This window comes from Sphingomonas lycopersici, assembly GCF_026130605.1.
Taxonomy (GTDB): Bacteria; Pseudomonadota; Alphaproteobacteria; order Sphingomonadales; family Sphingomonadaceae; genus Sphingomonas; species Sphingomonas lycopersici.
In genome coordinates this window covers 530,593-552,026 of the sequence record NZ_JANFAU010000001.1, presented here as the reverse complement: position 1 = coordinate 552,026, position 21,434 = coordinate 530,593, and the positions used below count along the sequence as shown (strand labels likewise).

At 67.1% G+C, this 21,434-nt stretch carries 17 protein-coding genes and 1 riboswitch; of the genes, 10 read left to right on the top strand and 7 right to left on the bottom strand.

What is annotated here, in order from left to right; all coding sequences use genetic code 11:
- Nucleotides 1-13 precede the first annotated feature (13 nt).
- Nucleotides 14-216, top strand: a riboswitch (cobalamin riboswitch).
- Nucleotides 217-403: 187 nt separating this feature from the next.
- A complete protein-coding gene (locus NED98_RS02225) occupies nucleotides 404-2,437 on the top strand; it encodes a TonB-dependent receptor plug domain-containing protein (RefSeq protein WP_265311748.1) in 2,034 nt (677 codons plus the stop codon).
- A 130-nt stretch (nucleotides 2,438-2,567) separates the two neighbouring features.
- On the opposite strand, the gene NED98_RS02220 is transcribed toward NED98_RS02225, so the two are convergent.
- Nucleotides 2,568-3,332, bottom strand: a complete 765-nt coding sequence (locus tag NED98_RS02220) for an AraC family transcriptional regulator (protein WP_265311747.1) — start codon at nucleotides 3,330-3,332, stop codon at nucleotides 2,568-2,570.
- Between the two features lie 90 nt (nucleotides 3,333-3,422).
- On the opposite strand from NED98_RS02220, the gene NED98_RS02215 reads away from it, so the two are divergent.
- From NED98_RS02215 to NED98_RS02200, 4 genes are all read left to right on the top strand, one after another.
- Nucleotides 3,423-4,634, top strand: a complete 1,212-nt coding sequence (locus NED98_RS02215; protein WP_265311746.1) for an MFS transporter — start codon at nucleotides 3,423-3,425, stop codon at nucleotides 4,632-4,634.
- Between the two features lie 469 nt (nucleotides 4,635-5,103).
- Nucleotides 5,104-6,306, top strand: coding sequence for a hypothetical protein (locus tag NED98_RS02210; protein WP_265311745.1), 1,203 nt, complete (start codon nucleotides 5,104-5,106; stop codon nucleotides 6,304-6,306).
- 85 nt (nucleotides 6,307-6,391) lie between these two features.
- The gene (locus tag NED98_RS02205) at nucleotides 6,392-8,005 is read left to right on the top strand and encodes a ShlB/FhaC/HecB family hemolysin secretion/activation protein (protein ID WP_265311744.1); all 1,614 of its coding nucleotides are present in this window, start codon (nucleotides 6,392-6,394) and stop codon (nucleotides 8,003-8,005) included.
- A 266-nt stretch (nucleotides 8,006-8,271) separates the two neighbouring features.
- Nucleotides 8,272-9,108: a hypothetical protein gene (locus tag NED98_RS02200; protein ID WP_265311743.1), complete on the top strand. Its 837-nt coding sequence runs from the start codon at nucleotides 8,272-8,274 to the stop codon at nucleotides 9,106-9,108.
- Nucleotides 9,109-9,110: 2 nt separating this feature from the next.
- Here NED98_RS02200 and NED98_RS02195 read toward each other — a convergent pair whose 3' ends face one another.
- The 3 genes from NED98_RS02195 to NED98_RS02185 all read right to left on the bottom strand — a co-directional run bounded on the left by NED98_RS02195 (nucleotide 9,111) and on the right by NED98_RS02185 (nucleotide 12,647).
- Nucleotides 9,111-10,127, bottom strand: coding sequence for a ParB/RepB/Spo0J family partition protein (locus NED98_RS02195; protein ID WP_265311742.1), 1,017 nt, complete (start codon nucleotides 10,125-10,127; stop codon nucleotides 9,111-9,113).
- A 46-nt stretch (nucleotides 10,128-10,173) separates the two neighbouring features.
- The gene (locus NED98_RS02190) at nucleotides 10,174-11,376 is read right to left on the bottom strand and encodes an AAA family ATPase (RefSeq protein ID WP_265311741.1); all 1,203 of its coding nucleotides are present in this window, start codon (nucleotides 11,374-11,376) and stop codon (nucleotides 10,174-10,176) included.
- A gap of 155 nt (nucleotides 11,377-11,531) precedes the next feature.
- The gene (locus NED98_RS02185) at nucleotides 11,532-12,647 is read right to left on the bottom strand and encodes a replication initiation protein (RefSeq protein ID WP_265311740.1); all 1,116 of its coding nucleotides are present in this window, start codon (nucleotides 12,645-12,647) and stop codon (nucleotides 11,532-11,534) included.
- Between the two features lie 465 nt (nucleotides 12,648-13,112).
- Between NED98_RS02185 and NED98_RS02180 the strand changes: the two genes are divergently transcribed.
- Genes NED98_RS02180 through NED98_RS02170 form a run of 3 tightly spaced genes read left to right on the top strand, consistent with a single transcriptional unit; the run spans nucleotide 13,113 to nucleotide 15,914 of the window.
- On the top strand, nucleotides 13,113-13,538 hold the full coding sequence (locus NED98_RS02180) for an SgcJ/EcaC family oxidoreductase (RefSeq protein WP_265311739.1): 426 nt from the start codon (nucleotides 13,113-13,115) through the stop codon (nucleotides 13,536-13,538).
- A complete protein-coding gene (locus tag NED98_RS02175) occupies nucleotides 13,538-14,944 on the top strand; it encodes an FAD-binding oxidoreductase (RefSeq protein ID WP_265311738.1) in 1,407 nt (468 codons plus the stop codon). The genes NED98_RS02180 and NED98_RS02175 overlap by 1 nt, the downstream gene beginning before the upstream one ends.
- A gap of 22 nt (nucleotides 14,945-14,966) precedes the next feature.
- Nucleotides 14,967-15,914 (top strand): alpha/beta hydrolase, encoded by a 948-nt coding sequence (locus tag NED98_RS02170; protein WP_265311737.1) that lies wholly within the window; start codon nucleotides 14,967-14,969, stop codon nucleotides 15,912-15,914.
- A gap of 58 nt (nucleotides 15,915-15,972) precedes the next feature.
- On the opposite strand, the gene NED98_RS02165 is transcribed toward NED98_RS02170, so the two are convergent.
- From NED98_RS02165 to NED98_RS02155, 3 genes are read right to left on the bottom strand one after another with little or no spacing between them, the layout of a single operon-like run.
- On the bottom strand, nucleotides 15,973-16,371 hold the full coding sequence (locus NED98_RS02165) for a TadE/TadG family type IV pilus assembly protein (protein ID WP_265311736.1): 399 nt from the start codon (nucleotides 16,369-16,371) through the stop codon (nucleotides 15,973-15,975).
- Entirely contained in the window at nucleotides 16,368-16,826 is a 459-nt protein-coding gene (locus tag NED98_RS02160; RefSeq protein WP_265311735.1) for a TadE/TadG family type IV pilus assembly protein, read from the bottom strand. Before NED98_RS02160 ends, NED98_RS02165 begins: the two co-directional genes overlap by 4 nt.
- On the bottom strand, nucleotides 16,823-18,037 hold the full coding sequence (locus NED98_RS02155) for a pilus assembly protein TadG-related protein (RefSeq protein ID WP_265311734.1): 1,215 nt from the start codon (nucleotides 18,035-18,037) through the stop codon (nucleotides 16,823-16,825). The genes NED98_RS02160 and NED98_RS02155 overlap by 4 nt, the downstream gene beginning before the upstream one ends.
- 303 nt (nucleotides 18,038-18,340) lie before the next feature.
- On the opposite strand from NED98_RS02155, the gene NED98_RS02150 reads away from it, so the two are divergent.
- On the top strand, nucleotides 18,341-18,904 hold the full coding sequence (locus NED98_RS02150; RefSeq protein WP_265311733.1) for a sugar O-acetyltransferase: 564 nt from the start codon (nucleotides 18,341-18,343) through the stop codon (nucleotides 18,902-18,904).
- 253 nt (nucleotides 18,905-19,157) lie between these two features.
- Nucleotides 19,158-21,410, top strand: coding sequence for a transferrin receptor-like dimerization domain-containing protein (locus NED98_RS02145; RefSeq protein ID WP_265311732.1), 2,253 nt, complete (start codon nucleotides 19,158-19,160; stop codon nucleotides 21,408-21,410).
- Nucleotides 21,411-21,434 lie beyond the last annotated feature (24 nt).

Below are 21,434 nucleotides of genomic sequence, written 5' to 3'. Positions count from 1 at the left end.
CGGGCCTGCCCGGCGGGCGAAGATCGCGCCGGTTCCCCGCAAGGGGATTCAAAGGGAACGGGGTTCGAAACCCCGGCTGCCCCTGCAACTGTGAGCGGCGAGCGAGATCCACCAGCGCGGGGCGCGTTGCCCCCGCGCGGCCACTGGGCGACCGGGAAGGCGTGGATCGAGCGACGACCCGCGAGCCAGGAGACCTGCCGGCGCGGGTCGCTCAATGCTTCGGTCCAGGGGTCGGCCGCGGCACGGGGGTTCTTCCGTCGAGCGACGCGCAGCCGCGCGGCCCGGGGCCGCACGCGGCGCGAGCTGGCCGGGGCACCCGCGTTCGCCCCTTCCCGCCTGCGCCGCGCGTCCGACCGGACAGCCCCGCCCACGCCGAACGAACCGACGCGACGTGGAATGAATGATGACCAGAATGTTTGTTTCCCTGCTTGCGCTTGTCGCCGCCACCCCGGCGCTCGCGCTGAGCGACCAGCCTCCCGCCCCCGCCGATACCGCCGAGGCCGCGGCACCGCCCGCCGGCGACGTCGTCGTCACCGCCTCGCGCTCGGGCGATGCGATCCCGGCCAATCTGATCGGCTCCTCGGTGACGGTGCTCGACAGCGACGCGCTCGCGCAGCGCCAGACGCGGATGGTTTCCGATATCCTGCGCGACGTGCCGGGCATGGCGGTCAGCCGCTCGGGGGCGATCGGCGGGACGACGCAGGTGCGCATCCGCGGGTCGGAGAGCAACCACGTCCTCGTCTTCGTCGACGGGATCAAGGCGAGCGATCCTTATTACAGCGAGTTCGACTTCGCCGGGCTCGTCGCCGACGAGAATGCGCGGATCGAGGTGCTGCGCGGCCAGCAGAGCGCGCTCTACGGATCGGATGCGATCGGCGGGGTGATCAGCTACGCCACCCTCACCGGCCGGGAGGCGCCGGGCATCACCGCGCGCGCCGAGGGCGGGTCGCAGGGTACCTTCGCCACCGCGGCGCGCGCCGGCGGGGTCGCCGGGGACAATGTGGATTACGCCGTGTCCGCCGCCTACCTCACCACCAAAGGCTATCCGGCGGCGCCCGGTGGATCGCGCGATCTCGGCGCCGACAATCTCGGGGTATCGGTCAAGACCAACTGGACCCCCTCCCCCGTGTTCAAGCTCACCGCGGTCGGGCGCTATAACTATACCCGCGCCGATACCGACGATCAGGCGATCGCGCCCAATTCGCCGATGGTGCTGGGCTATCCGGTGATCACGCTCGTCGACACGCCGGGGAGCTATTACAAGAACAGCGCTTATTACGGCCTCGTCAGCGCCGAGCTCAATCTGTTCGACGGCGCGTGGAGCAACATGCTGTCGGGGCAGATCACCGATGCGGCGCGCGACGGCTATACCAGCGCGGGCTACAGCTATGGCGATCGCGGCCGGCGCTATCGCGCGGCGTTCAACAGCACCGTCCGCTTCGGCAACGAGCATGTCCGCAACCGCTTCACTTATGCGGTCGATTTCGAGCGCGAACAGGCACGGGTGATCGATCCCTCGGGCTATGCCTTCACCGGCACCAACCGGTCGGACACCACCGGCTTCGTCGCCGAATATGAGCTGACCGTCGACCAGCGGCTGTCGCTCGGCGCCTCCGCCCGGATCGACCAATATTCGCGCTTCAAGGGCGCGGAGACCTATCGCGCGACGGCGAGCTATCTGCTGCCGACCGGCACCCGGCTCCACGCCGCTTACGGCACGGGGATCAAGGCGCCGACGCTGACCGAATTGTTCGGCTATTCCACCGGCCAATATATCGGCAACCCCAACCTGCAGCCCGAGCGATCGAAGGGGTGGGAAGCCGGGGTCGAACAGATTTTCGCCGGCGGCAACGCCAAGATCGGCGCGACCTATTTCGACAATCGCTTCGAGGACGAGATCCAGACGGTCTATGTCTTCGCCAACGGCCAATATGTCACCTCGAGCGCCAACAGCGCCACTTCCACGTCGCAGAAGGGCGTCGAGCTCTATGCCAATATCAAGCTGAAGAACTGGCGGGTCGACGCGGCCTATACCTATCTCGATGCGCCGCAATCGGTACTCGCGGTGACGAGCCCGGCGCCCGCCGACGGCAGCTATCAGGCGCCGGTGCCGGTGATCACCCAGGCGGTGCGCCGGCCCAAGAACAGCGCCAGCCTCAATGTGAGCTATATCCCCGACGCGCTGCCGCTCAGCGTCACCGCGACGCTTCGCTACAATGGCGCGATGCGCGATTATGCGTTCAGCAGCAGCTATCAGACGTTGCTCGTCGACCTGCACGATTATGTGCTGGTCAACTTGAATGCGAGCTACGACCTGACCAAGCGCGTGCAGATCTTCGGCCGGGTCGAGAATCTGCTCAACGAGAAATATCAGGAGGTCTTCACCTATCGCGCGCCGGGCACCACCGCTTATGGCGGGGTGCGGATCAAGCTGTAACAAGGCGTCCCCTCCCCGTTCGGGCTGAGCTTGTCGAAGCCCTGCCCTTTTCTTCGCAAGGAAGAAGGGCAGCCCTTCGACAGGCTCAGGGCGAACGGGGGAGGTTGCTCCGGGTTCAAGACACGACGCCCTAATTCCGGTAGCGGCTCGGCGGAACGCCCAGCACGCGCCGGAACATCGTCGAGAAGCTCGCCGGGCCGTCATAGCCGAGATCGAGCGCGATCGCGGTGACCGGCTCCCCCGCCGCGAGCCGCGGCAGCGCGACCGAGAGGCACGCCTGCCGCCGCCATTCGGCGAAGCTCATCCCGGTCTCGCGGCGGAACAGCCGGGTGAAGCGACGGCGGTTCATCGCCAGCGCATCGGCCCATTGGTCGATCGTCGCCGTCGCGCGCGGGCGCTCGAGAAAGGCGTGGCAGCGCCCGGCAAGCGCCGCGTGCCGCGGGAACGGCACCGCGAGCGGGATCACCGGCGCGCGATCGATCTCGGTCGCGAGCAGCCGCATCACCAGCGCATCGCGCCCGGTCTCGTCATATTCGGCCGGGATTTCGGCGGCGGCGACGAGCAATTGCCGCAACAACGGCGAGACCGAGACGACGCGGCAATGCCGCCCCAGCGTCGGGCACGCCGCCGGCTCGACCAGCACGCTGCGCGTCGTGACCGCGCCGACCATCCGCACGGCATGCGGCGTCCCTGCGGGAATCCACACCCCGCGCTCGGGCGGCGCGACCCACGCACCCTCCGGGGTGCTCACCGCCACCACCCCGCGCGCCGCGTAAAGGAATTGCCCGCGCTGGTGGCTGTGCTCGGCCAGTTCGAACGACGCCGGGTAGTCACCGCCGATGCCGACCACGGGGCGCGGGACATGCTCGTAATCGTTGGCGTGGCGATGCGTCACTTTGTCCCACTCGCGAAATTGATTGACCCATATATGGATGCGGGACGCCGCGCGAGGGTCTAGATCGCCCGTCGGGTTCAAGGATCGACGATGCGCGACACGATGACGGCCGGCGGCAAGAGCGATGCGGCAGCGAATGGCACGGTGTTCGGCGTGATCGCCGCGATCAGCTTCTGCCACCTGCTCAACGATATGATGCAGTCGCTGCTGCCGGCGATCTATCCCGGGCTGAAGACCGATCTGGGGCTCAGCTTCGGCCAGATCGGGCTGGTGACGCTCGCCTATCAGCTCACCGCCTCGATCCTCCAGCCGCTCGTCGGGCTCTATGCCGACAAACGGCCGACCCCGCTCGCGCTGCCCGGCGGCACGCTCTTTTCGCTCGCCGGGCTTTCGGTGCTGTCGATCGCGCACAATTATCCGCTGGTCCTGGTCGGCGCGTCGCTGCTCGGGGTCGGCTCCTCGGTCTTCCACCCCGAATCCTCGCGCGTCGCGCGAATGGCGGCGGGCGCGCGGCACGGGCTTGCGCAATCCCTGTTCCAGGTCGGCGGCAATGCCGGGCAGGCGCTCGGCCCGCTCGCGGCCGCGATCGTCGTGGTGCGCTGGGGGCAATCGAGCCTCGCCTTCTTCGCGCTGCTCGCCTTGCTGTCGGGCACGGTGCTGTGGAATGTCGCGACCTGGTATCGCCACCACGGGCTCGAACGGCTTCACGCCGGGCGCAAGGCGGCGGCCGCGATCCCGCTGCCGCGCGGTCACGCGACGCGGGGGATCCTGATCCTGCTCGCGCTGATCTTCTCCAAATATGTCTATCTCGCCAGCCTGACGAGCTATTACACTTTCTATCTGATCCACCGTTTCGGCGTGTCGGTGCAGAATGCGCAATTGCATCTGTTCGCCTTCCTCGCCGCGGTGGCGGTCGGCACGGTGCTCGGCGGGCCGCTCGGCGACCGCTTCGGGCGCAAATATATCATCTGGTTCTCGATCCTCGGCGCGCTGCCCTTCACCTTGCTGCTGCCGCATGTCGGGCTGGTCTGGACCGGGCCGCTGACGATCGTGATCGGGCTGATCCTCGCCTCCGCCTTCCCCGCGATCGTGGTGTTCGCGCAGGAGCTGGTGCCGGGCAAGGTCGGGATGATCTCGGGGCTGTTCTTCGGCTTCTCGTTCGGGATGGGCGGGCTCGGCGCCGCGGTGCTCGGCTGGCTCGCCGATCGCGCGGGGATCGACGCGGTCTATCAGCTCTGCGCCTTCCTGCCCGCGATCGGGCTGCTCACCGCGCTGCTGCCTGACGCAGAACGACGGCGATAAGCCCCGAGTCTCAATGATATCGGGATGAACCCGCACGATCGCCGCGCGGCGCGCCGATCGGCGGGGAAATTTCTCGATGCAATCGACCCGCGCCGCTCACGTCCTCGGGTTTCATCATATTTATCAACTAGATGCTGCCGCATCGCGCTCGGCATCGATTAGTTGACACTGGGGTAAAAATTAGAAGTTTGTTAATATTCATGGGCGGATATTAACAAACGGAAACAAAGTGTTTCTATCTAAACTTCGGCAGCTCGAGCTGTCGGACAGGGCTTTTGCGATGCTTTAGGCCCGGTCCGGCGAATGGATGGGTTTGTCGCAGGAGTATTGTACATGGCCGCCCCCACCGCGTCCACGCTCCTCTTCTCTGTCCCTTCATGTCGATCGTTACGGACACGTCCCTAAAGTCTTGTCCGGTTTACGCTCACGAGTCGCCGATCATTGCAACAGAAGGATTCAGGAGGAAAACATGTCCCACCATTCTTCGAATGCTAAGCTACTCCTCGGCGCCGGGTCGGTCGTCGCGCTTTTGCTGGTGAGCGCCTGTGACAGCGCTGGCGGTTATCGCGTCGCCAGCGTCGGCGCGCCCTCCGCGGGCAATGGCGGCTCGAACGGCAGCAACGGCGGCGATGGCTCGGGCGGGACCAACGGATCGAACGGCAACGGCTCCAACGGGAGCAATGGCAGCAACGGTTCCAACGGCTCTAATGGATCGAACGGTGCAAACGGCGCGAATGGCAGCGGGCTGCTGACCGACACGATCACCCAGGTCTCCCCGGTGCTCGCCACCGCCGGCAATGCAGTGCTCGGCGTCGCCAACGGCGCCGGGGCGGTCACCACCCCGATCGCCACCGCGGTGCCGCTCGCCCAGCCGATCACCGGCACGATCACCCGGATATTGAACGATACCGGCACCGCGCTGGTCGATGTCGGCCAGGGCCGCACCCTGCTGGTCAACGGCGTCAAGGGCGTGGTGGGTGATGCGCTGACGATCGCGGTCGGCAACAATCCGGTGCTCACCGCGGCGAATGGCGCGCCCGGCGCGATCGGGGTCGCGGCGCTCGGCACCGCCGCGCCGGCCGGGACGCTCGCCACCGCGGGCGTGCTCAACGCGGGCAATGTGGTGTCCGCCACGGTCAACGGCGTCGCCAATGTCAGCGTGGCCAACGTCACCGCGCCGACCGGGGGCGCCTCGGCCAATCTGGTCAATCTGGCGCTCAACAACACCAATGTGATCGGCAACGGGCAACCCGCGCTCGTCAACGCCAACCTGCTCCCCGGCGGCGTGCCGACGACCGGCGGCATCACCAATGTCGCCAGCACCGTGACCGGGGCGGTCGGCGGGGTGCCCGTCGCCGGGCCGGTCGCCGCGGGCGTGGTCGGCGCGGTCGCCAATACCGTGGGCACCGCGGGCAATGTCGTGTCGCAGGTGGTGAATACCGCCACCTCGGCGACGGGCGCAGCAGCGCCGGTCCTCAGCACCGTCACCGCGGCGACCGGCGGTGCCGGCGCGACGGGCGCCACCGGCGGCTTGCTCGCCCCGGTCGGGACGATCGTCAACGGCGTGGTCTCCGCGCTGCCGGCGGTGAGCGCGGGCGCCTCGGCCAGCGGCACGACCAACGGGCAGACCGGGCTCGTCTCGGGGCTGCTCGGCGGGAAGATCGGGCACTGACGCAGGTGAGCCGCCGCATCCGATCGATGCGGCGGCGCCACCGGCTCGGTCCCGAGCCGCGTTGATCCTCATTCCAGGGGGATTCATGTCCGTAGCGACGGGCGTGCTGCTGCTGGCGGCCGCGCAAGGCAACACATTGCCACCGGAGGCGCAAGGGGCGCCGCTGATCATCGACCAGGGCCGCGCCGATCGCGTCCAGCCCGCGCAGCCGCTGCCCGACGAAGCGGTCAGCCCGCCGGCGGTCGCCTCGCGGGTCGAGGCGCAGGGCAATGGCGCGCCGATCAAGGGCATTTCGTTCGAGGGGGTGAAAGTGCCCGCCGCGGTGGCCGATGCCGCCACCGCATTCCTCGGCAAACCCGCGACAGGCGCGACGCTCGAGGCGCTCGCGGCGAAGCTTTCCGCCGCCTATGCGCATACCGGGATCGCGCTCTACACCGTCGCGATCCCGCAGCAGGATTTGTCCACCGGGCAAATCAAGGTGCAGGTCGCCGAGGGCTTCGTCGAGGATGTCGTCTATCCCAAAGGCGCGAGCCCGCTGGTTCGCGCTTATGGCGAGCGGCTGCGGCATGAGCGCCCGCTGTCGCGGCGGACGCTGGAACGCCTGCTCTCGCTGATGCGCGATATCCCCGGCGCCAAGCTCGACGCCGATCTGCAGCGCGGCAAGCAGGCCGGCGGGGTCGTCATCGTCCTCACCCCGCATCGCCGGCACAGCGATTTCGCATTCGGGGTCGACAATCGCGCCACCCAGGGGCTGGGCAGCGGGCAGTTCCGCGCCGAGGCACACGGCTATAGCCTGTTGCGCGACGGCGATCGCACCGATCTGATGCTGCTCGCCTCGACCGATCTGAAGCGTTTCCGCTATGCCGCGCTGAGCCACGCCACCCCGATCGGCAGCGACGGGCTGACGCTCGGCGCGTCGGGGGGCTATCTCGAAACCCGCCCGAGCGATCAGCCGGTCCGCGGCAAGGCGGCGACCGCGGGGGTCTCGCTCGCCTATCCGGTGATCCGCGGCTATCGCCGCAACCTATCGGTCAGCCTCGGGCTCGACGGGATTAACAGCGACGCCGCGGCGTTCGGCGCGCTGATCTCGACCGATCATACCCGCGCGATCCGCAGCGCGATCGGCTATTCCTCGGTCAACGAGAAAATGTCCCTGACCGGCGGGCTGACGGTGAGCCGCGGGCTCGACATTCTCGGCGCGCGCGGCACGCCCGGGATTACCGATACGGTTTTCACCAAAATCAACGCGCGGGCCACGCTTGATCGCGCCCTGGGCAAGAAGTTCGTCGGCCGACTGCGCGCGACGGGGCAGTACAGCCCCGACCGGCTCACCGCGAGCGAACGCTATGCGGTCGGCGGAACCGAGATCGGGCGCGCGTTCGACGCCGCCGTGCTCACCGGCGACAGCGGGTTCGGCGGGTCGGCCGAACTCGCCTTCCGGCCCGGGCTGCCCGCACGGTTCAAGGGGAGCGAGATCTACGGCTTCGTCGATCACGCGCACATCTATGTCGAGCCGCGCTTATGGTATGCGGCGAGCGACTACAGCCTCGGCTCGGCCGGCGGCGGAGTCCGCTTGTCCTGGAACAGCAAAGCATGGCTGGAGATCGAGGGAGCAAAGGTGATAGATCACCCCTATCCCGCCGATCGCAGCGACTGGCGCGTGAATGTGAGCTGGCGCCTCTCGCTACACCGGCAATAGCCGCCCCCCCTAGGCCGAAAGAACGCTCCACGACTCCTCCGAGTAACTGGACTGAAAGGCATGCTTCAGTCTACTATTCGTGGATGGCATCTCCCCTCCCCGACCTCTCTGCGCCCGACTGGACCCTGTCGCTAGTCAGCGCGCTTGAGCAGGCCGCGCTGGCAATAAGCCGCTTGGATACACGTATTTCTGCCACTTCCGCCGGTGCGGCGTGGCGGTTGCGTGCCTGCTGGTCCGGCTATGCCGCCGCGCTTCGGGCACAAGGGGTGGAAATCGACGAAATCGATATTTTTAGCCGGGAATATGACCTTCCGTTGCCCGGTCGCCGCCCGATCGCGACACTCTACAACGAGCTGAGCGGGCTGGAATCGTGGCGTGACGAGCTGCGGCAGGCGCGGCAGCAACACTGGCGGGAGCTGATTCCGCTCTCGCTCGACCTCCCGGGGGATTGGAGTGATCGCCCGCTCCTGCTGCGCGCGCTCGAACTGGGGGCGCGTTATGCGCGCGCCGAGCGTAGCAGCGCCCCGTGGCTGGCTTTTCCCGCGCTGCTCGGCGCGCTCGGCGTCACCCGCAACGTGTTGCCGTGTCTGGTCCCCGCCGACAAAGCGTGGCGCCTCGCCCCGCGCGATCGCGCGGCGATCGTTCCGCGCTATCTCAAGTCGCTGACCCGGCTCGCGGAAGATGCGCTGGAGCAGCTTTCCGCGATCGAAGCGAGCCGCCAGGCCGCTGCCCGCGCCATCGCCGCCGAGCGACGCCCAGGCGCGCTCGGCACGTTGCTCGCGCGGCTGATGATCGCCCCGCTGACCACCCCGCGCGAGATCGCGCACGCGCTCGATCTCACCTTGTCCGGCGCAGGCAAGTTGCTCGCCCGCGCCGCGGCGCTCGATCTCGTCGTTGAGGTGAGCGCGCGGCAGAGCTGGCGGGTCTATCTCGCGCGCGATCTCGCGACGCGTTACGGCTTCGTCGCCGCCAGACGCGGCCGTCCGCCCGCTCCTGCCGCGTCAACGCCGCCGATCGACGACGCGCTCGCGCGATTCGACGCCGAAATAGCGGCGCTCGACGCCCAACTGGCGCGGCTCGGGGTCACCGCGCCGGCCGATTGACGTCACGCCGGCCAATGTTGGTCGAGCAGCCGCCCCAATTCGGCCTCCGCCTCGGCGCGCGACGCGCCGTCCTGCGGGAGCAAGGTCAGCGTCAGCGCCTTGCGCGTGCGGCGATCGATGCGCAGCACCGGGCGACCGCTGGTCGCGCCCAGCAAGGCGTCCGATCCTGACTTCTTGGGGGATCCTGACTTCTTGGGGGCGTCCGCCGCCTTGGTCAGCTGGCGGACCACGTCGCTCGCCGCGCTCGGCACCGCATCGCCCGCCGCACGTGCCGCGCCGAGGCGATCGGCCTCGGCAACGACTCGCGCCATCCGCTCCGCCGGCTTGAACAAGGGCTTGAGCTGCGTGACATGCTTGATGCGCAGATCGTGCGGCGAGACGAACGCACCGATGATCACATCGGGCAGTCGCGCGAGATCGAGATAACGGCTGAGCCAGCTCGGCGTGACGTGCAGCCGCTCGGCCATATCCTGCTGCCGGCCGCCGTAATAGCTGCCGAGCGCGCGGAGATAGTCGCGCGCGCGCTCGTAATCCGAAATATCCTCGCGCGCGCGATTCTCGATGTCCGAGAGGCGGAACGCCTCCTCGTCGGTGAGATCGCGGATCTCGACCAGCAGGCGGAATTCGGGATAATTGTTGTTGCGCAGCCAGCTGATCGACCAATGCCGCCGCGCGCCCGAAATCACCTCGAATTGATAATCGGGATCGTCATGCACCCGGCGGACCAGCGCGGGTACCTCCTGCTTGCCCTGCGCCTTGAGGCTTTCGATCAGATCGCGGCAACGCTCTTCGCTGAGCGCGGCATAATCGCGATTATGGCCTTCCCACATGCGGCATTTCGCCGGATCGACCAGCTCGACGACGCGGTTGACCACCGAGCCGGTCGCGAGCTCGGCAAGCCGGTTCTCGCGCCCGGCGAGCACCCCCATGCCGAGCCGCGTCGGTCGTTTCGGCTGCTCGGGCGCGCCGTCGATCGCGCCGGCGAGATCCGCCGCGAACCTGCTGTTGTTCCTGCTCATCGCCTGCCTCTCCCAGCGAAAATTGCACCGGTGCAATTAGGATTGTTCATGCCAGCCCCTCACGCCGCAAACGCGCGTCGTGGCTTGGCCACATCGAGCGAATATCTATTTCAATCTCGGCATTTACGCCGTCGAGATAGGTCAGGCAGCGCTCGCGCACCGAGCGGCTGGTGGTCGGCCCGTCAAGCTCGTAGACCGTCATCAGCCGCGCGCTGGCATTGTCGATCTCGGCCGAATCCTTGAGCGGGGTGCGCACCAGCGCGTGGCCGTAAAGCTGGCCCATCAGCCCCATCAATTCGCGCTGCATCGACTTGTTCTCGTCGACCTTCGACGCGACGAAGCGCAGGAAGGCGAGATCGGTTTCGAGCCCGTGCTCCTGGAGCACCTGCATCGTCTCGTCGAGCATCGCGAGGAACGCCGCGGTGGAGGAGAAATCCATCACCGTCGGCGGCACCGGGACGACGAGCGCGTTGGCGGCACGCAGCACCGACAGCGAGATCGCGCCGAGCGCGGGCGGCGGATCGATCACCACCACGTCATAGCGCTCGGACACCGAGGCGATGCCCTGCTGGAGCCGATCGAGCAACGCCCCCTGCCCGCGCGCCATCCGCGCCGCAATCTCATATTCGGACTGGAACAGCCGGAGATTGGCCGGGATCAGATCGAGCCCGTCGAAATGCGTCCGTCGGATCGCATATTCGAGGCTGCGCCGCTCATCCTCGCGGAGAAAGGGATAAAGCGTCTCCGATTCGTCGAGATCGAGATCGGGGACATAGCCGAACAAGGTCGTCGCCGAAGCCTGGCTGTCGCAATCGATCAGCAGCACGCGATAGCCACGGATCGCGAGATATTGTGCGAGATGCACCGATACCGTCGACTTGCCAACCCCGCCCTTGAAATTCTGCACCGCGACCACCGCGCACGGATCGTCGGGGCTGCGCCACGGCCGCGTCCCGAACACCCCGCGCATGTCGTTGAGCTGCGCCAGGGTGTAGCCAATGCGGCGGTTGGTTTCGGTGCGGTCGGCGATCGGCAGCCGGCCGTCTTTCTCCGCCTCGCGGATCGCCGCGGAGGAGCGCCCGACGAGATCGGCCGCGCGACTGATCGTGAACAACGGTTCGCGCCGGTCGTCGGCGCGCTTCGACTGCGCGCCGTCACGCAATCGTTCGAGAATTGACGAGCAACGCTCGGCGAGTGCACTCACCTGCGTGCGATCGGCATGTCCGGCCCTGCGGAGTACGGTCGCCATAGCGCTCCCTTTTCACTAGTCGCGCTGTGGATGCCCGATTTGCACTTTTTCGTCAACGCAAGATCGATTTGTGCAAATCGCCGGTCGCTATGATCCTGACCGCAAGCAACCTGTCTTTTCGGGGGCGGCTTCGGTGCAAATTGCACCGGTGCAATTCAGCTCGCGGGGCCGCGGCGCGCGGCATAGCTTTCGCAGAAGCCGCGCCAGCTCTGCACCAGTTTCGATCCGCTCAGCCGCGCGAGCCGGTCGCCCATCGACTGGCGATAGGCATCGGCGATCACATCAACATCCCAGCCCCCGCCCGACCGGCGCCCGATCTCGAGCAACTCCGCCTCGCCATAATGCAGCGAGCCGGTGGGAAAGCTCGTCACCTTCACCTCGTCGCGTGGACGTGACGGGGCCAGCCGCTCGGCGGTACGCGAGACGAGCGCCTTCACCGCCGCCGGCGACGCCGCGACCGCCACTTCCTCGACCGTTTCCGCGCGACGTGCGCGGCGCCCGGCCGAATGGCGCTCGAGTTCCTCGACCGTGCCGACCTGTGCCGGCGCATCCTTGGCCTCGAAGCGGAATTCGAGCTCGACCACCGCCCTGCCCTGGCGGACCTCCTTCCACTCGACGCGGAAATGCGCAAGCTGGTCGATCTCGGCCTTGGCGGTCTGCAACACCTTGCGGCGCAATTGCGCGAAATCCTTGTAGACGTCGGGCGCGATCCCCAGCGCGGCGCGCAACGCCGCCATATCGCAGCGCCACACTTTCAGCCGGCGGTGGATGCGGAGCGCCCCGACCTCGTAAAGCTTGAGCGCATAGCTCGATCGGAAACCGAGCACCGCCTGACGGTTGAGCACCGCATAGGTTTCCGATTCCTGGATCAGCCGGCGCGCGTCGGGGGTGAATTCCCACTCGATCCAGCCCGCCTCGACGCCTTCCTCGTCCTCGACCTCCTCGCGCGACATCTGGATCAGCGGGAAGCGCTTGGTCGCTTTCTTGCCGCGCCAGCTACGGTCGTCCTCGGCGAACAGCGTGCGGTGAAGCTCCTCGAGCATGTCGACGATCCGCTCATTGCCCTTGTGGCCACGGCGGATATCGGCCTTGCGCATGCGATGCGGCATCTCGCGCCACGCGTCACCGCCCGCCGCAAGGATCATCAGCGCAAGCAAGCGCGACGCGGTAAGGCTGAGCGACTGGCCGCGGACGAAGCGCACTTCGACCAGCTTGCCGGGCTTGACGAATTCTTCGGTGCGGCGCGCGGCAAGCGCCGAGGCAACGCGCATCGCGCGACCCGCCGAGCCTTGATCCACGACCTCTTCGGGATCAAGACCAGGATCACGGTCGATCGGTTGCACGGATTCGGCCATTATCCCACCTATTCGGCGGTCTGGCTGCCTGACCTGACCTGTGAAGTCAAGTCAGGACAGGAAAGGAGGCGCCCGATCTCCCCCAGGAGGTCAGGATAGAACCGGTTGATCGGCACCGCTCGTGCAACGCCCCCAAGAAGTCAGGATAGCCCCATCCGGTCAGGCCGATGCCCCCGAATCGTCAGGACCCCGCCCCCAGCAGGTCAGGATACCTCCCCCACGGAGTCAGGAAGGGCCCGCGCGAATCGCGGATTCACGGGGGGTTGGCTGTCCCCGAATCTGAATCACTTGAATCCTGAATCGACCGCTGCTTGCGCAGCGGCGTTGTAAATTGCTTGAGATATTGAAAGAGGGATAGCGGGAGAGGGCGGAGAAAAAGCCATGCCGACCGATCGACCCGAAGCCGTACCGGATGCATTCGCCGCTGCCTGGAACGCGCACGACATGGCGATGCTCGCCGCACTGTTCCACGAAGACGCGACCTTCGTGAACCGATTCGGCCATTATGTCCGCGGCGTCGATGCGATCATCGCGCTGCATCGGCCGATCCATGACACGATCTACCGCGATTCGACGCTGACCAACGAGCTGATCGATGTCGTGCCGATCGGCGAGGGGCATGCGCTCGTCCATTTCTGGAGCCGACTTGCAGCCGGCGCCGCGCATCCCGCCGGACCGCATCTGGTCGATACCTTATTGCAGGCGGTGCTGGCGCGCGGGGAGGGGGGCTGGCTGATCCGCGCGGCGGAGAATGTCACCCTGACGAATCCGCGAACCGGCGAGCCCATGCTCCGGCAGGATAGATGATGGCCGAACAGGCGATCGTCGCGCCATCGCGCGTGCCGCTCGATCCGGGCTTCGCCGCAGCGCTCGCGCAGCGATTCGGCGCCGAATGTTCGTTCGCGGAGGCGATTTGCCGCCAGCACGGGCAAAGCGAAACGCATTTCCCCCCAACATTGCCCGATGCGGTGGTGTTCGCGCGGTCGACCGCCGACGTCGTCGACCTCGTCCCGCTCTGCGTGGCGCATCGCGTGCCGGTTGTGCCTTATGGCGCAGGGACGTCGATCGAGGGCAATGCGCTCCCGGTGCGTGGCGGGGTGAGTGTCGATCTGTCGAAGATGGACCGCATCCTTGCGATCAATGCCGCGGATTTCGACTGCGCGGTCGAGGCCGGGGTCCGCCGGGAGGAGCTCAACGCCTATCTGCGCGATACCGGGCTGTTCTTCCCGATCGACCCCGGCGCCAATGCGACGATCGGCGGGATGGCCGCGACCCGCGCGAGCGGGACCAATGCGGTGCGCTACGGCACGATGCGTGAGGCGGTGCTCGCGCTCACCGTCGTGACCGCGAACGGCGAGGTGATCCGCACCGCGCGCCGCGCGCGCAAATCGGCCGCCGGCTATGATCTCACCCGGCTGTTCGTCGGCGCGGAGGGCACGCTGGGCGTGATCACCGAGGTGACGCTGCGGCTCCACCCGATTCCCGAAACGATCAGCGCGGCGGTCTGCGGCTTCGCCTCGCTGCAGGGCGCGGTCGATACCGTCGTGCAGGCGATCCAATCGGGCGTCCCGCTGGCGCGCATCGAGATTCTCGACGACCAGCAGATCGCGGCGGTCAATGCCTGGTCGAAGCTCGATCTGCTTGAAGTGACGACCTTGTTCTTCGAATTCCACGGCTCGCCCGCCGGGGTCGAGGAGCAGATCGCAACGGTAGCAGCGCTTGCCGCGGCGAATGGCGGGGGCGATTTCGCCTTTTCGAATCGCCCGGAGGAGCGCGCGCGGCTGTGGAAGGCGCGGCACGAGGCTTATTATGCCGCGCTCAACCAGCGGCCCGGCGCGATCGGCTGGTCGACCGACGTGTGCGTGCCGATCAGCCGGCTGCCCGCGTGCATCCTGGAGACCAAGCGCGATCTCGAAAGCTGCTCGGTGCCGGCGACGATCCTCGGGCATGTCGGCGACGGCAATTTCCATGTGATCTTCGCGCTCGATCCCGCCGCGCCGGACGAATTCGCCGAGGTCTCGGCGATCAACGCGCGGCTGATCGAACGCGCGCTGGCGATGGACGGCACCTGCACCGGCGAACACGGCATCGGGATCGGCAAACAGCCTTGGCTCGAGGCCGAACTGGGCGATGCGGTCGATGTGATGCGGCTGGTGAAGCGCGCGCTCGATCCGCACGATCTGATGAATCCGGGGAAGATCTTCACCTTGTAGTTTCGCCCGCGAAGGAGTGCCTATGACCACGCTGCCGCTCGTCGATCCCGAATTGCGCGCTTTGCTCGATGCCTGGCCGACGGTTCCGGTCACCGCCGAGATGCTGGGGGCGATGCGCGAGCGGATATTGCCGGCGCCGCCGGTGCCCGACACCGACACATTGGCCGAGCGGGTGACCGTGCCCGGCCCGGCCGGCGCGCCCGAGATCACCTTGTCGATCTATCGCCCGGCCAAACCCGCCGGGCCGCGCGGGTGCCTCTATCATATCCACGGCGGCGGCTATGTGGTCGGCAAGGCGGGCGACCTCGAATTCTTCCACCGCCCGCTCGCCGAGGCGCTCGATTGCGTGATCGTGTCGGTCGATTACCGGCTCGCGCCGGAGACCCCGCATCCCGGGCCGATCGAGGATTGCTACGCCGGGCTGGCATGGCTGTTCGCCAATAGCACGCGGCTCGGGGTCGATCCCGCGCGGATCGGGGTGATCGGGGAAAGCGCTGGCGGCGGGCTCGCGGCGGCGCTGGCGCTGCTCGCGCGCGATCGCGGCGAGTATCGCCTTGCCTTCCAGCATCTCACCTATCCGATGCTCGACGATCGCACCTGCATTCGCCCGCCGCATCGCCACGCCGGGGAGTTCATCTGGCCGCCCGCCAGCAATCATTTCGGCTGGTCCGCCTTATTGGGGCACGCGCCGGGGCGCGACGATGTATCGCCTTATGCCGCGGCGGCGCGCGCGACCGATCTCGCCGATCTGCCGCCGACCTATCTGATGACCGGCGCGCTCGATCTCTTCGTCGACGAGAATATCGATTATGCGCGGCGGCTGATCGCGGCCGGAGTGCCGACCGAATTCCATCTCTATCCCGGCGCGTTCCACGGCTTCGATCTCGCGCCCGACGCGGCGGTGGCGCAGCAGGCGCGGGCCGACCGGCTGGCGGCGCTGCGCCGCGCTTTGGCGCCGGCCACGGCATGACCATCGCGGCAGCCGGGGCCGACGCCTTCGCACCGGCCCCGACACCCCCAACCAGCGCCTAATGCTGATAGGCGCGGCGCGTATAGTTGAGCGTCACCGGGGTGGCCTGGAAGAGAACGAAGTTCAGCGGCACGCTCGCGCTCGCCTGAATGTCGATATAGGCGCTGCCGGCATTGGTGCCGTGGGTGATCGTCGGCCCGGTAACCGTGGCACGGCCGAGCAGGAATTGCGTCGCCTGGATCCGGCCGATGATCGCCGCGTCGCTCGGGGTGGGGTAGATGGTGGCATAACGCGCACCCTCGTCGATCGAGCTTTCGAGGCCGGCCTTGGCGCCGAACAGCAGCCCGAGCTGGATGATGATGAACGCCAGCATCAGGAAAATCGGCGCGGCGACCGCGAATTCGATGATCGCGGTGCCGCGGCGGTCGTCCGCAAGCGCCTGCCGCCGGCGCGTCACTGGAGCCGCACCGACGAAAAGGTACTGAGCGGGATGCTGCCCTGCCCGAAGGGCAATGAGAAGGGCAGGGCGTAGGTGGCGCTGATCTGCACCGACACATAGCGCCCGACCTGCTGGCTGGCGTCGCAGGTCGTCGCGCTGGTCTGGCGGACGCCGTCGCATTCGAGCCATTCGTCGACCGTCACCTGGCTCACCGGCACGCCCGCGGCGGTGGCCGCCTCCTGCTGAATCCCGGTGGGATCGGCATTGTCGATCCCGCCCGCGGTCGCCATTTCCAGCGACCGCGCGACCGCCTGCTGCAACCGGAGCTTTTGCCCCACCGTGATCGCCACGCAGACCAGGCCGAGCACGAGCAGCGCGAACAGCGGCAGCACGATCCCCAGCTCGACGACCGAGGTTCCCCTTGTGCAGCGCGACAGCCGACGCGACCGGGTGTTGAGGTGCGGATCGGTCATCCGACCAGCCGTACCTGCACGGCGCGGATCTTCGTCCAATCGGGGTGATCCGAGCAGTCGTTGGCGATCGTGCTGTTGCCGATGAAGGTGACCCTTTTCGACACCATCTTCACGCATTTGGTGTTCATGCCCGCGGTGCCGCTGAAATCGAGTTCCTGCGACGGGAAATAGAAGGCACCGGTGAAGGCCGACGCGGCGTTGCCGTTGATCGTATTGATCGAATTGGCATTGCCCGAGTCCACCGCGCGGCGATCCTGATAGAAAAGCACCCCGGCATAGGTGCCGTCGCTCGGTGCGCTAAGGTTGAGCGTCGCGCCGCCGTTGATGCTGACGGACCCGATCTGGCTCGGCTGGGTGGCCGCATTGGCGCTGGTCAGGATGATGGTGACGCCGGTGCCGGTGATGGTGGCTTGCGATCCGACGCTGAAGTTCGCGCTGTCGATATAATAGACGCCGGGGTTGAGCGTGATCGTGCCCTGGATCTTCGCGCTGCCATAGCAGCCGGCGCTCGCCGCTGGCGCAACCGTATTGGGCGACACGTCCAGCTTGGCGTTGCATTTCATCCCGGAGATATCGGGCTGGGGCAGCCCGCTATACGGATCGGGCTGGGGCAGCGAATAAGGCTGGAGCGTCGTTCCGTTCTGATAATTGCTGCTCCACGCCAGCCCGCCGACCGCGGCGATCGGCGTCGCATAGATATTGCTGCTGCCGCCGGCATAGACCGCATTGTTCGACGTCGTGTTGCTCGCCATGCCGCAGCCCATGTTGACCGTGGCATTGCCGCTCATGGTGATGCCGGTGCTGTTGGTGCGGGCGAGCGCGATGACGCAATAATCGCCGTTCTGGACCACCGCGGCGGTCGCCTCGGTCGAGATGACCGGGGTCGCGGCCATGAACAGCCCGGAAAAGGGCAGGCGGGTGCTGGTCTGCAGCACGACCCGCACCGCGTTCATATTGCCCGCATAGGCGCCGACCGTCGGCGCATTCTCGATCACCGGCGCGCTGCTGAACGTCAGCTTGTTGTTGCGCGTGAGATCGGCGGTCGCGCTGGCAGCGACATTCTTGCCCTGCGCATCGGCATAGGCCCCGGCGAGCGCCGCGGAATCGGCCTGACGCTGGAGCTGGTGGCGCCACAGCGACCATTGCACCGTATCGGTGGCAAGCCCCGTCGCGCCGACGAGAACCGCGAGCCCGGCGGCGGCCAAGATCATCACGTTCCCGCGTCTATCCCCCACAAGGCCGGTCATTTCAAAGCACCTTCCTCTCGCCGACGATCCATCATGAGAAAGAGAAAATGCAACTAATCACTTCAGTTAACGGCCGGTTATTCAATCGGTCGGTCAAGATGATCCAACGATTAAACCCGGTTCAAAACAGATATATGCAAGTAAGCTTGAGGATTGGTGTAGGAGTGGAGAATTTTTGTACGGCGTATGCGGCGCGCCAGGGCCGCCCCATCCGGTCTTTGGGATAAATGCTTCCCGGGAACGCACAAATGCGCCAACCCGGTCGGCATGGCGCATGAAGACCGTATCACGATCGTCCGCGGACGAACCCCCGAGTCCGCCGCAATGGTCGCAGCGACGCGGCGGGCGGCGTCGATCACGGCGCGCCTCAACCGGCTGACCTTTAACGACGCCGCGGCGGTTCGCGCGCTGTTCAGCGAGCTGATCGGCCGGCAGGTCGACGAAGGCTTCTTGCTCATCCCGCCCTTCTACACCTCGGGCGGCAATGAGATCCGGGTCGGCCGCAATGTCTTCATCAACCAGAATTGCACTTTCTACGATCTCGGCGGGCTCGACATTGCGGACGAGGTGATGATTGCGCCGAACGTCAGCATCATCACCTCGGGGCACCCGCTCGATCCGCGCGAGCGTCGATCGGTGACGATCGGCAAGCCGATTTCGATCGGGAAGGGGGCGTGGATCGCGACCGGCGCGACCATCCTCGGCGGGGTGACGATCGGCGACAATTCGGTTGTCGCTGCCGGCGCGGTGGTGACCAAGGACGTGCCGGCCGATGTGGTGGTCGCTGGTAACCCCGCGACAATCATCCGCCCGATCGTGAGCGGTGCATAAGCAGGCTTCAACGTCGAGCGACGCCGCTGCCGGCGACAAAGCGAAAGGGGCGACCGGTTGTGCCGGCCGCCCCCAAGGGAGAATTGACGATTCAATGAGCCTGTCGCCGCAACGGCGCAACCAACTTTCCGTACAATTCGTGGATTTGGCGCTTGCCGCCTGCCGCTCGCCGCGCACCCGATCGCGGCTTGCGTTGGCGCGATGAACCGTTTCATGTTGCGCGCAACCGAAACGAGCGAACGGGGAGCGGGGAATGCGCATTGCGGCAGGGATTCTGGCGGGCGTCGCCTTTACGGCGCTGGCGGCGGCGGGCGTCGCGCAAACCGCGCCGGCCGATCGCAAGGCGATCGAAGCCGCCTTCGATCGGCATATCAGTTCCGCCGACCAGCTCGCCTGGCTCAAGGACATGTCGTCCGAGCCCAACCATGTCGGGTCGCCGCACGACAAGGCCAATGCCGAAGCAACGCTCGCCAAGTTCAAACAATGGGGCTGGGACGCGCATATCGAGACGTTCCACGTCCTCTATCCTACCCCGATCTCGACCAAGGTAGAGATGGTCGCGCCGGAGAAGATCGTGCTCGGCGGGCAGGAGCCGCCGATCCCCGGCGACGACACGTCGTCCAGGACGGCCGATGCGCTGCCGCCCTATGTCGCCTTCCAGGGCGACGGCGATGTCACCGCCGACCTCGTCTATGTCAATTACGGGATGCCCGAGGATTATCAGGCGCTCGCGCGGCGCGGGATCGACGTGAAGGGCAAGATCGTCATCGCACGCTACGGCGTCGGCTGGCGCGGGCTGAAGCCCAAACTGGCGCAGGATCACGGCGCGATCGGCTGCATCATCTATTCCGATCCGGCGGACGACGGCTATGCGCAGAGCGCCGCCTATCCGGCCGGCGGCGCGCGCCCCGCGGGAAGCGTCCAGCGCGGCTCGGTAGCGGATATGCCGCTCTATCCCGGCGATCCCTTGACCCCCGGTATCGGCGCGACGCCCGAGGCCAAGCGGCTGACGCGCGAGGAAGCCCCGACGATCCTCAAGATCCCCGTGCTGCCGATGTCTTATGGCGATGCGCAGAAACTGCTCGCGCGGCTCGGCGGGCCGGTCGCGCCGCCACGGTGGCGCGGCGCGTTGCCGCTGACCTATCATGTGGGCGGCAACGGCGGGGTTTCGGTCCATCTCGCGGTCAAGTCGAACTGGAAGCTGACCCCGGTCTATGACGTGATCGCGATGCTGAAAGGCGCGCGCTATCCCGATCAATGGGTGATCCGCGGCAACCACCACGACGGCTGGGTGTTCGGCGCGTCCGATCCGCTGTCGGGCAATGTCGCGATGCTGTCGGAGGCGAAGGCGCTGGGCGAATTGTATCGCACCGGTTGGCGCCCGGCGCGGACGATCGTCTATACCAGCTGGGACGCGGAGGAGCCGATGCTGCTCGGCTCGACCGAATGGGCCGAGCAACATGCCGACGAGCTCAAGCAGAAGGGCGTCATCTATATCAACACCGACGGCAACGGCCGCGGGACGCTCCAAGTGCAGGGCAGCCACCCCTATCAGCGGCTGGTCAATGCCGTCGCCGCCGACGTGACCGATCCCGAGACCGGGGCGACGGTGGCGGCGCGCGCCCGCGCGGACGTGCTGGCAGGGGCGTTCGATCATGCCACCGACCATCCCGATCCAACCGCGTTGGCGGCGGCGGAGAAGGGGGCCGACCTGCCGCTCGGCGCGCTCGGATCGGGATCGGACTATTCCGCCTATATCCAGCATCTCGGCCTGCCGGCGCTCAATATCGGTTTCGGCGGCGAGGATGAATCGGGCGGCGTCTATCATTCGATCTACGACAGCTTCCACCATATGACGACGTTCGACGATCCCGGGCTCAAATATGGCGCCGCGTTGTCGAAGGTCGTCGGGCGGCTCGTGCTGCGGGTCGCCGACGCCGATCTGCCGGTGCAGCGCTATGGCGATTTCGCCGATACGGTCGGGGTCTATCTCGGCGAGGTGAAGAAGCTCGCCGCCGACCGCCGCACCGAGGACGAGAAGCGCGACAGGCTGATCCGCGACGGCGCGTTCCGCCTCGCCAGCGATCCGCTCAAGCCGGTCGGCGCCCCGGCGCCCGAGGCGATGACCCCGCAATTCGATTTCGCCGCGCTGGACGGCGCGGTCGATACGCTCAAACATGCCGCGGCGGCGTTCGACACCGCGCTCGCCGCGCGCGGCGCGTCGCTGTCGCAGGCGCAGCGCGACCGGCTCGATCTCCAGCTTCGCGACATCGACCAGCTGTTGCTCGACGAGCGCGGGCTGCCGGGGCGGCCGTGGTACAAGCATCTGATCTACGCCCCCGGCCGGTTCACCGGCTATGGCGCCAAGACATTGCCCGGGGTGCGCGAGGCGATCGAGGAGCGGCGGTTCGACGACGCCAGGGATTATGTCGGGCGCACCGCCAAGGTGTTGCGCGCCTATGCCGCGCGGCTCGATCAGGCGCGTGCGACGGTGGAGGGGAAATAGACGCGGCGGCGCCCGCCGAGGCAT

Excerpts from the sequence above, each read along its gene's own strand:
- NED98_RS02225 (WP_265311748.1), top strand. The coding sequence starts at position 404 with ATGACCAGAATGTTTGTTTCCCTGCTTGCGCTTGTCGCCGCCACCCCG.
- NED98_RS02215 (WP_265311746.1), top strand. The coding sequence starts at position 3,423 with ATGCGCGACACGATGACGGCCGGCGGCAAGAGCGATGCGGCAGCGAAT.
- NED98_RS02210 (WP_265311745.1), top strand. The coding sequence starts at position 5,104 with ATGTCCCACCATTCTTCGAATGCTAAGCTACTCCTCGGCGCCGGGTCG.
- NED98_RS02205 (WP_265311744.1), top strand. The coding sequence starts at position 6,392 with ATGTCCGTAGCGACGGGCGTGCTGCTGCTGGCGGCCGCGCAAGGCAAC.
- NED98_RS02195 (WP_265311742.1), bottom strand. The coding sequence starts at position 10,127 with ATGAGCAGGAACAACAGCAGGTTCGCGGCGGATCTCGCCGGCGCGATC.
- NED98_RS02190 (WP_265311741.1), bottom strand. The coding sequence starts at position 11,376 with ATGGCGACCGTACTCCGCAGGGCCGGACATGCCGATCGCACGCAGGTG.
- NED98_RS02185 (WP_265311740.1), bottom strand. The coding sequence starts at position 12,647 with ATGCGCGTTGCCTCGGCGCTTGCCGCGCGCCGCACCGAAGAATTCGTC.
- NED98_RS02180 (WP_265311739.1), top strand. The coding sequence starts at position 13,113 with ATGCCGACCGATCGACCCGAAGCCGTACCGGATGCATTCGCCGCTGCC.
- NED98_RS02175 (WP_265311738.1), top strand. The coding sequence starts at position 13,538 with ATGGCCGAACAGGCGATCGTCGCGCCATCGCGCGTGCCGCTCGATCCG.
- NED98_RS02170 (WP_265311737.1), top strand. The coding sequence starts at position 14,967 with ATGACCACGCTGCCGCTCGTCGATCCCGAATTGCGCGCTTTGCTCGAT.
- NED98_RS02160 (WP_265311735.1), bottom strand. The coding sequence starts at position 16,826 with ATGACCGATCCGCACCTCAACACCCGGTCGCGTCGGCTGTCGCGCTGC.
- NED98_RS02155 (WP_265311734.1), bottom strand. The coding sequence starts at position 18,037 with ATGATCTTGGCCGCCGCCGGGCTCGCGGTTCTCGTCGGCGCGACGGGG.
- NED98_RS02150 (WP_265311733.1), top strand. The coding sequence starts at position 18,341 with ATGGCGCATGAAGACCGTATCACGATCGTCCGCGGACGAACCCCCGAG.
- NED98_RS02145 (WP_265311732.1), top strand. The coding sequence starts at position 19,158 with ATGCGCATTGCGGCAGGGATTCTGGCGGGCGTCGCCTTTACGGCGCTG.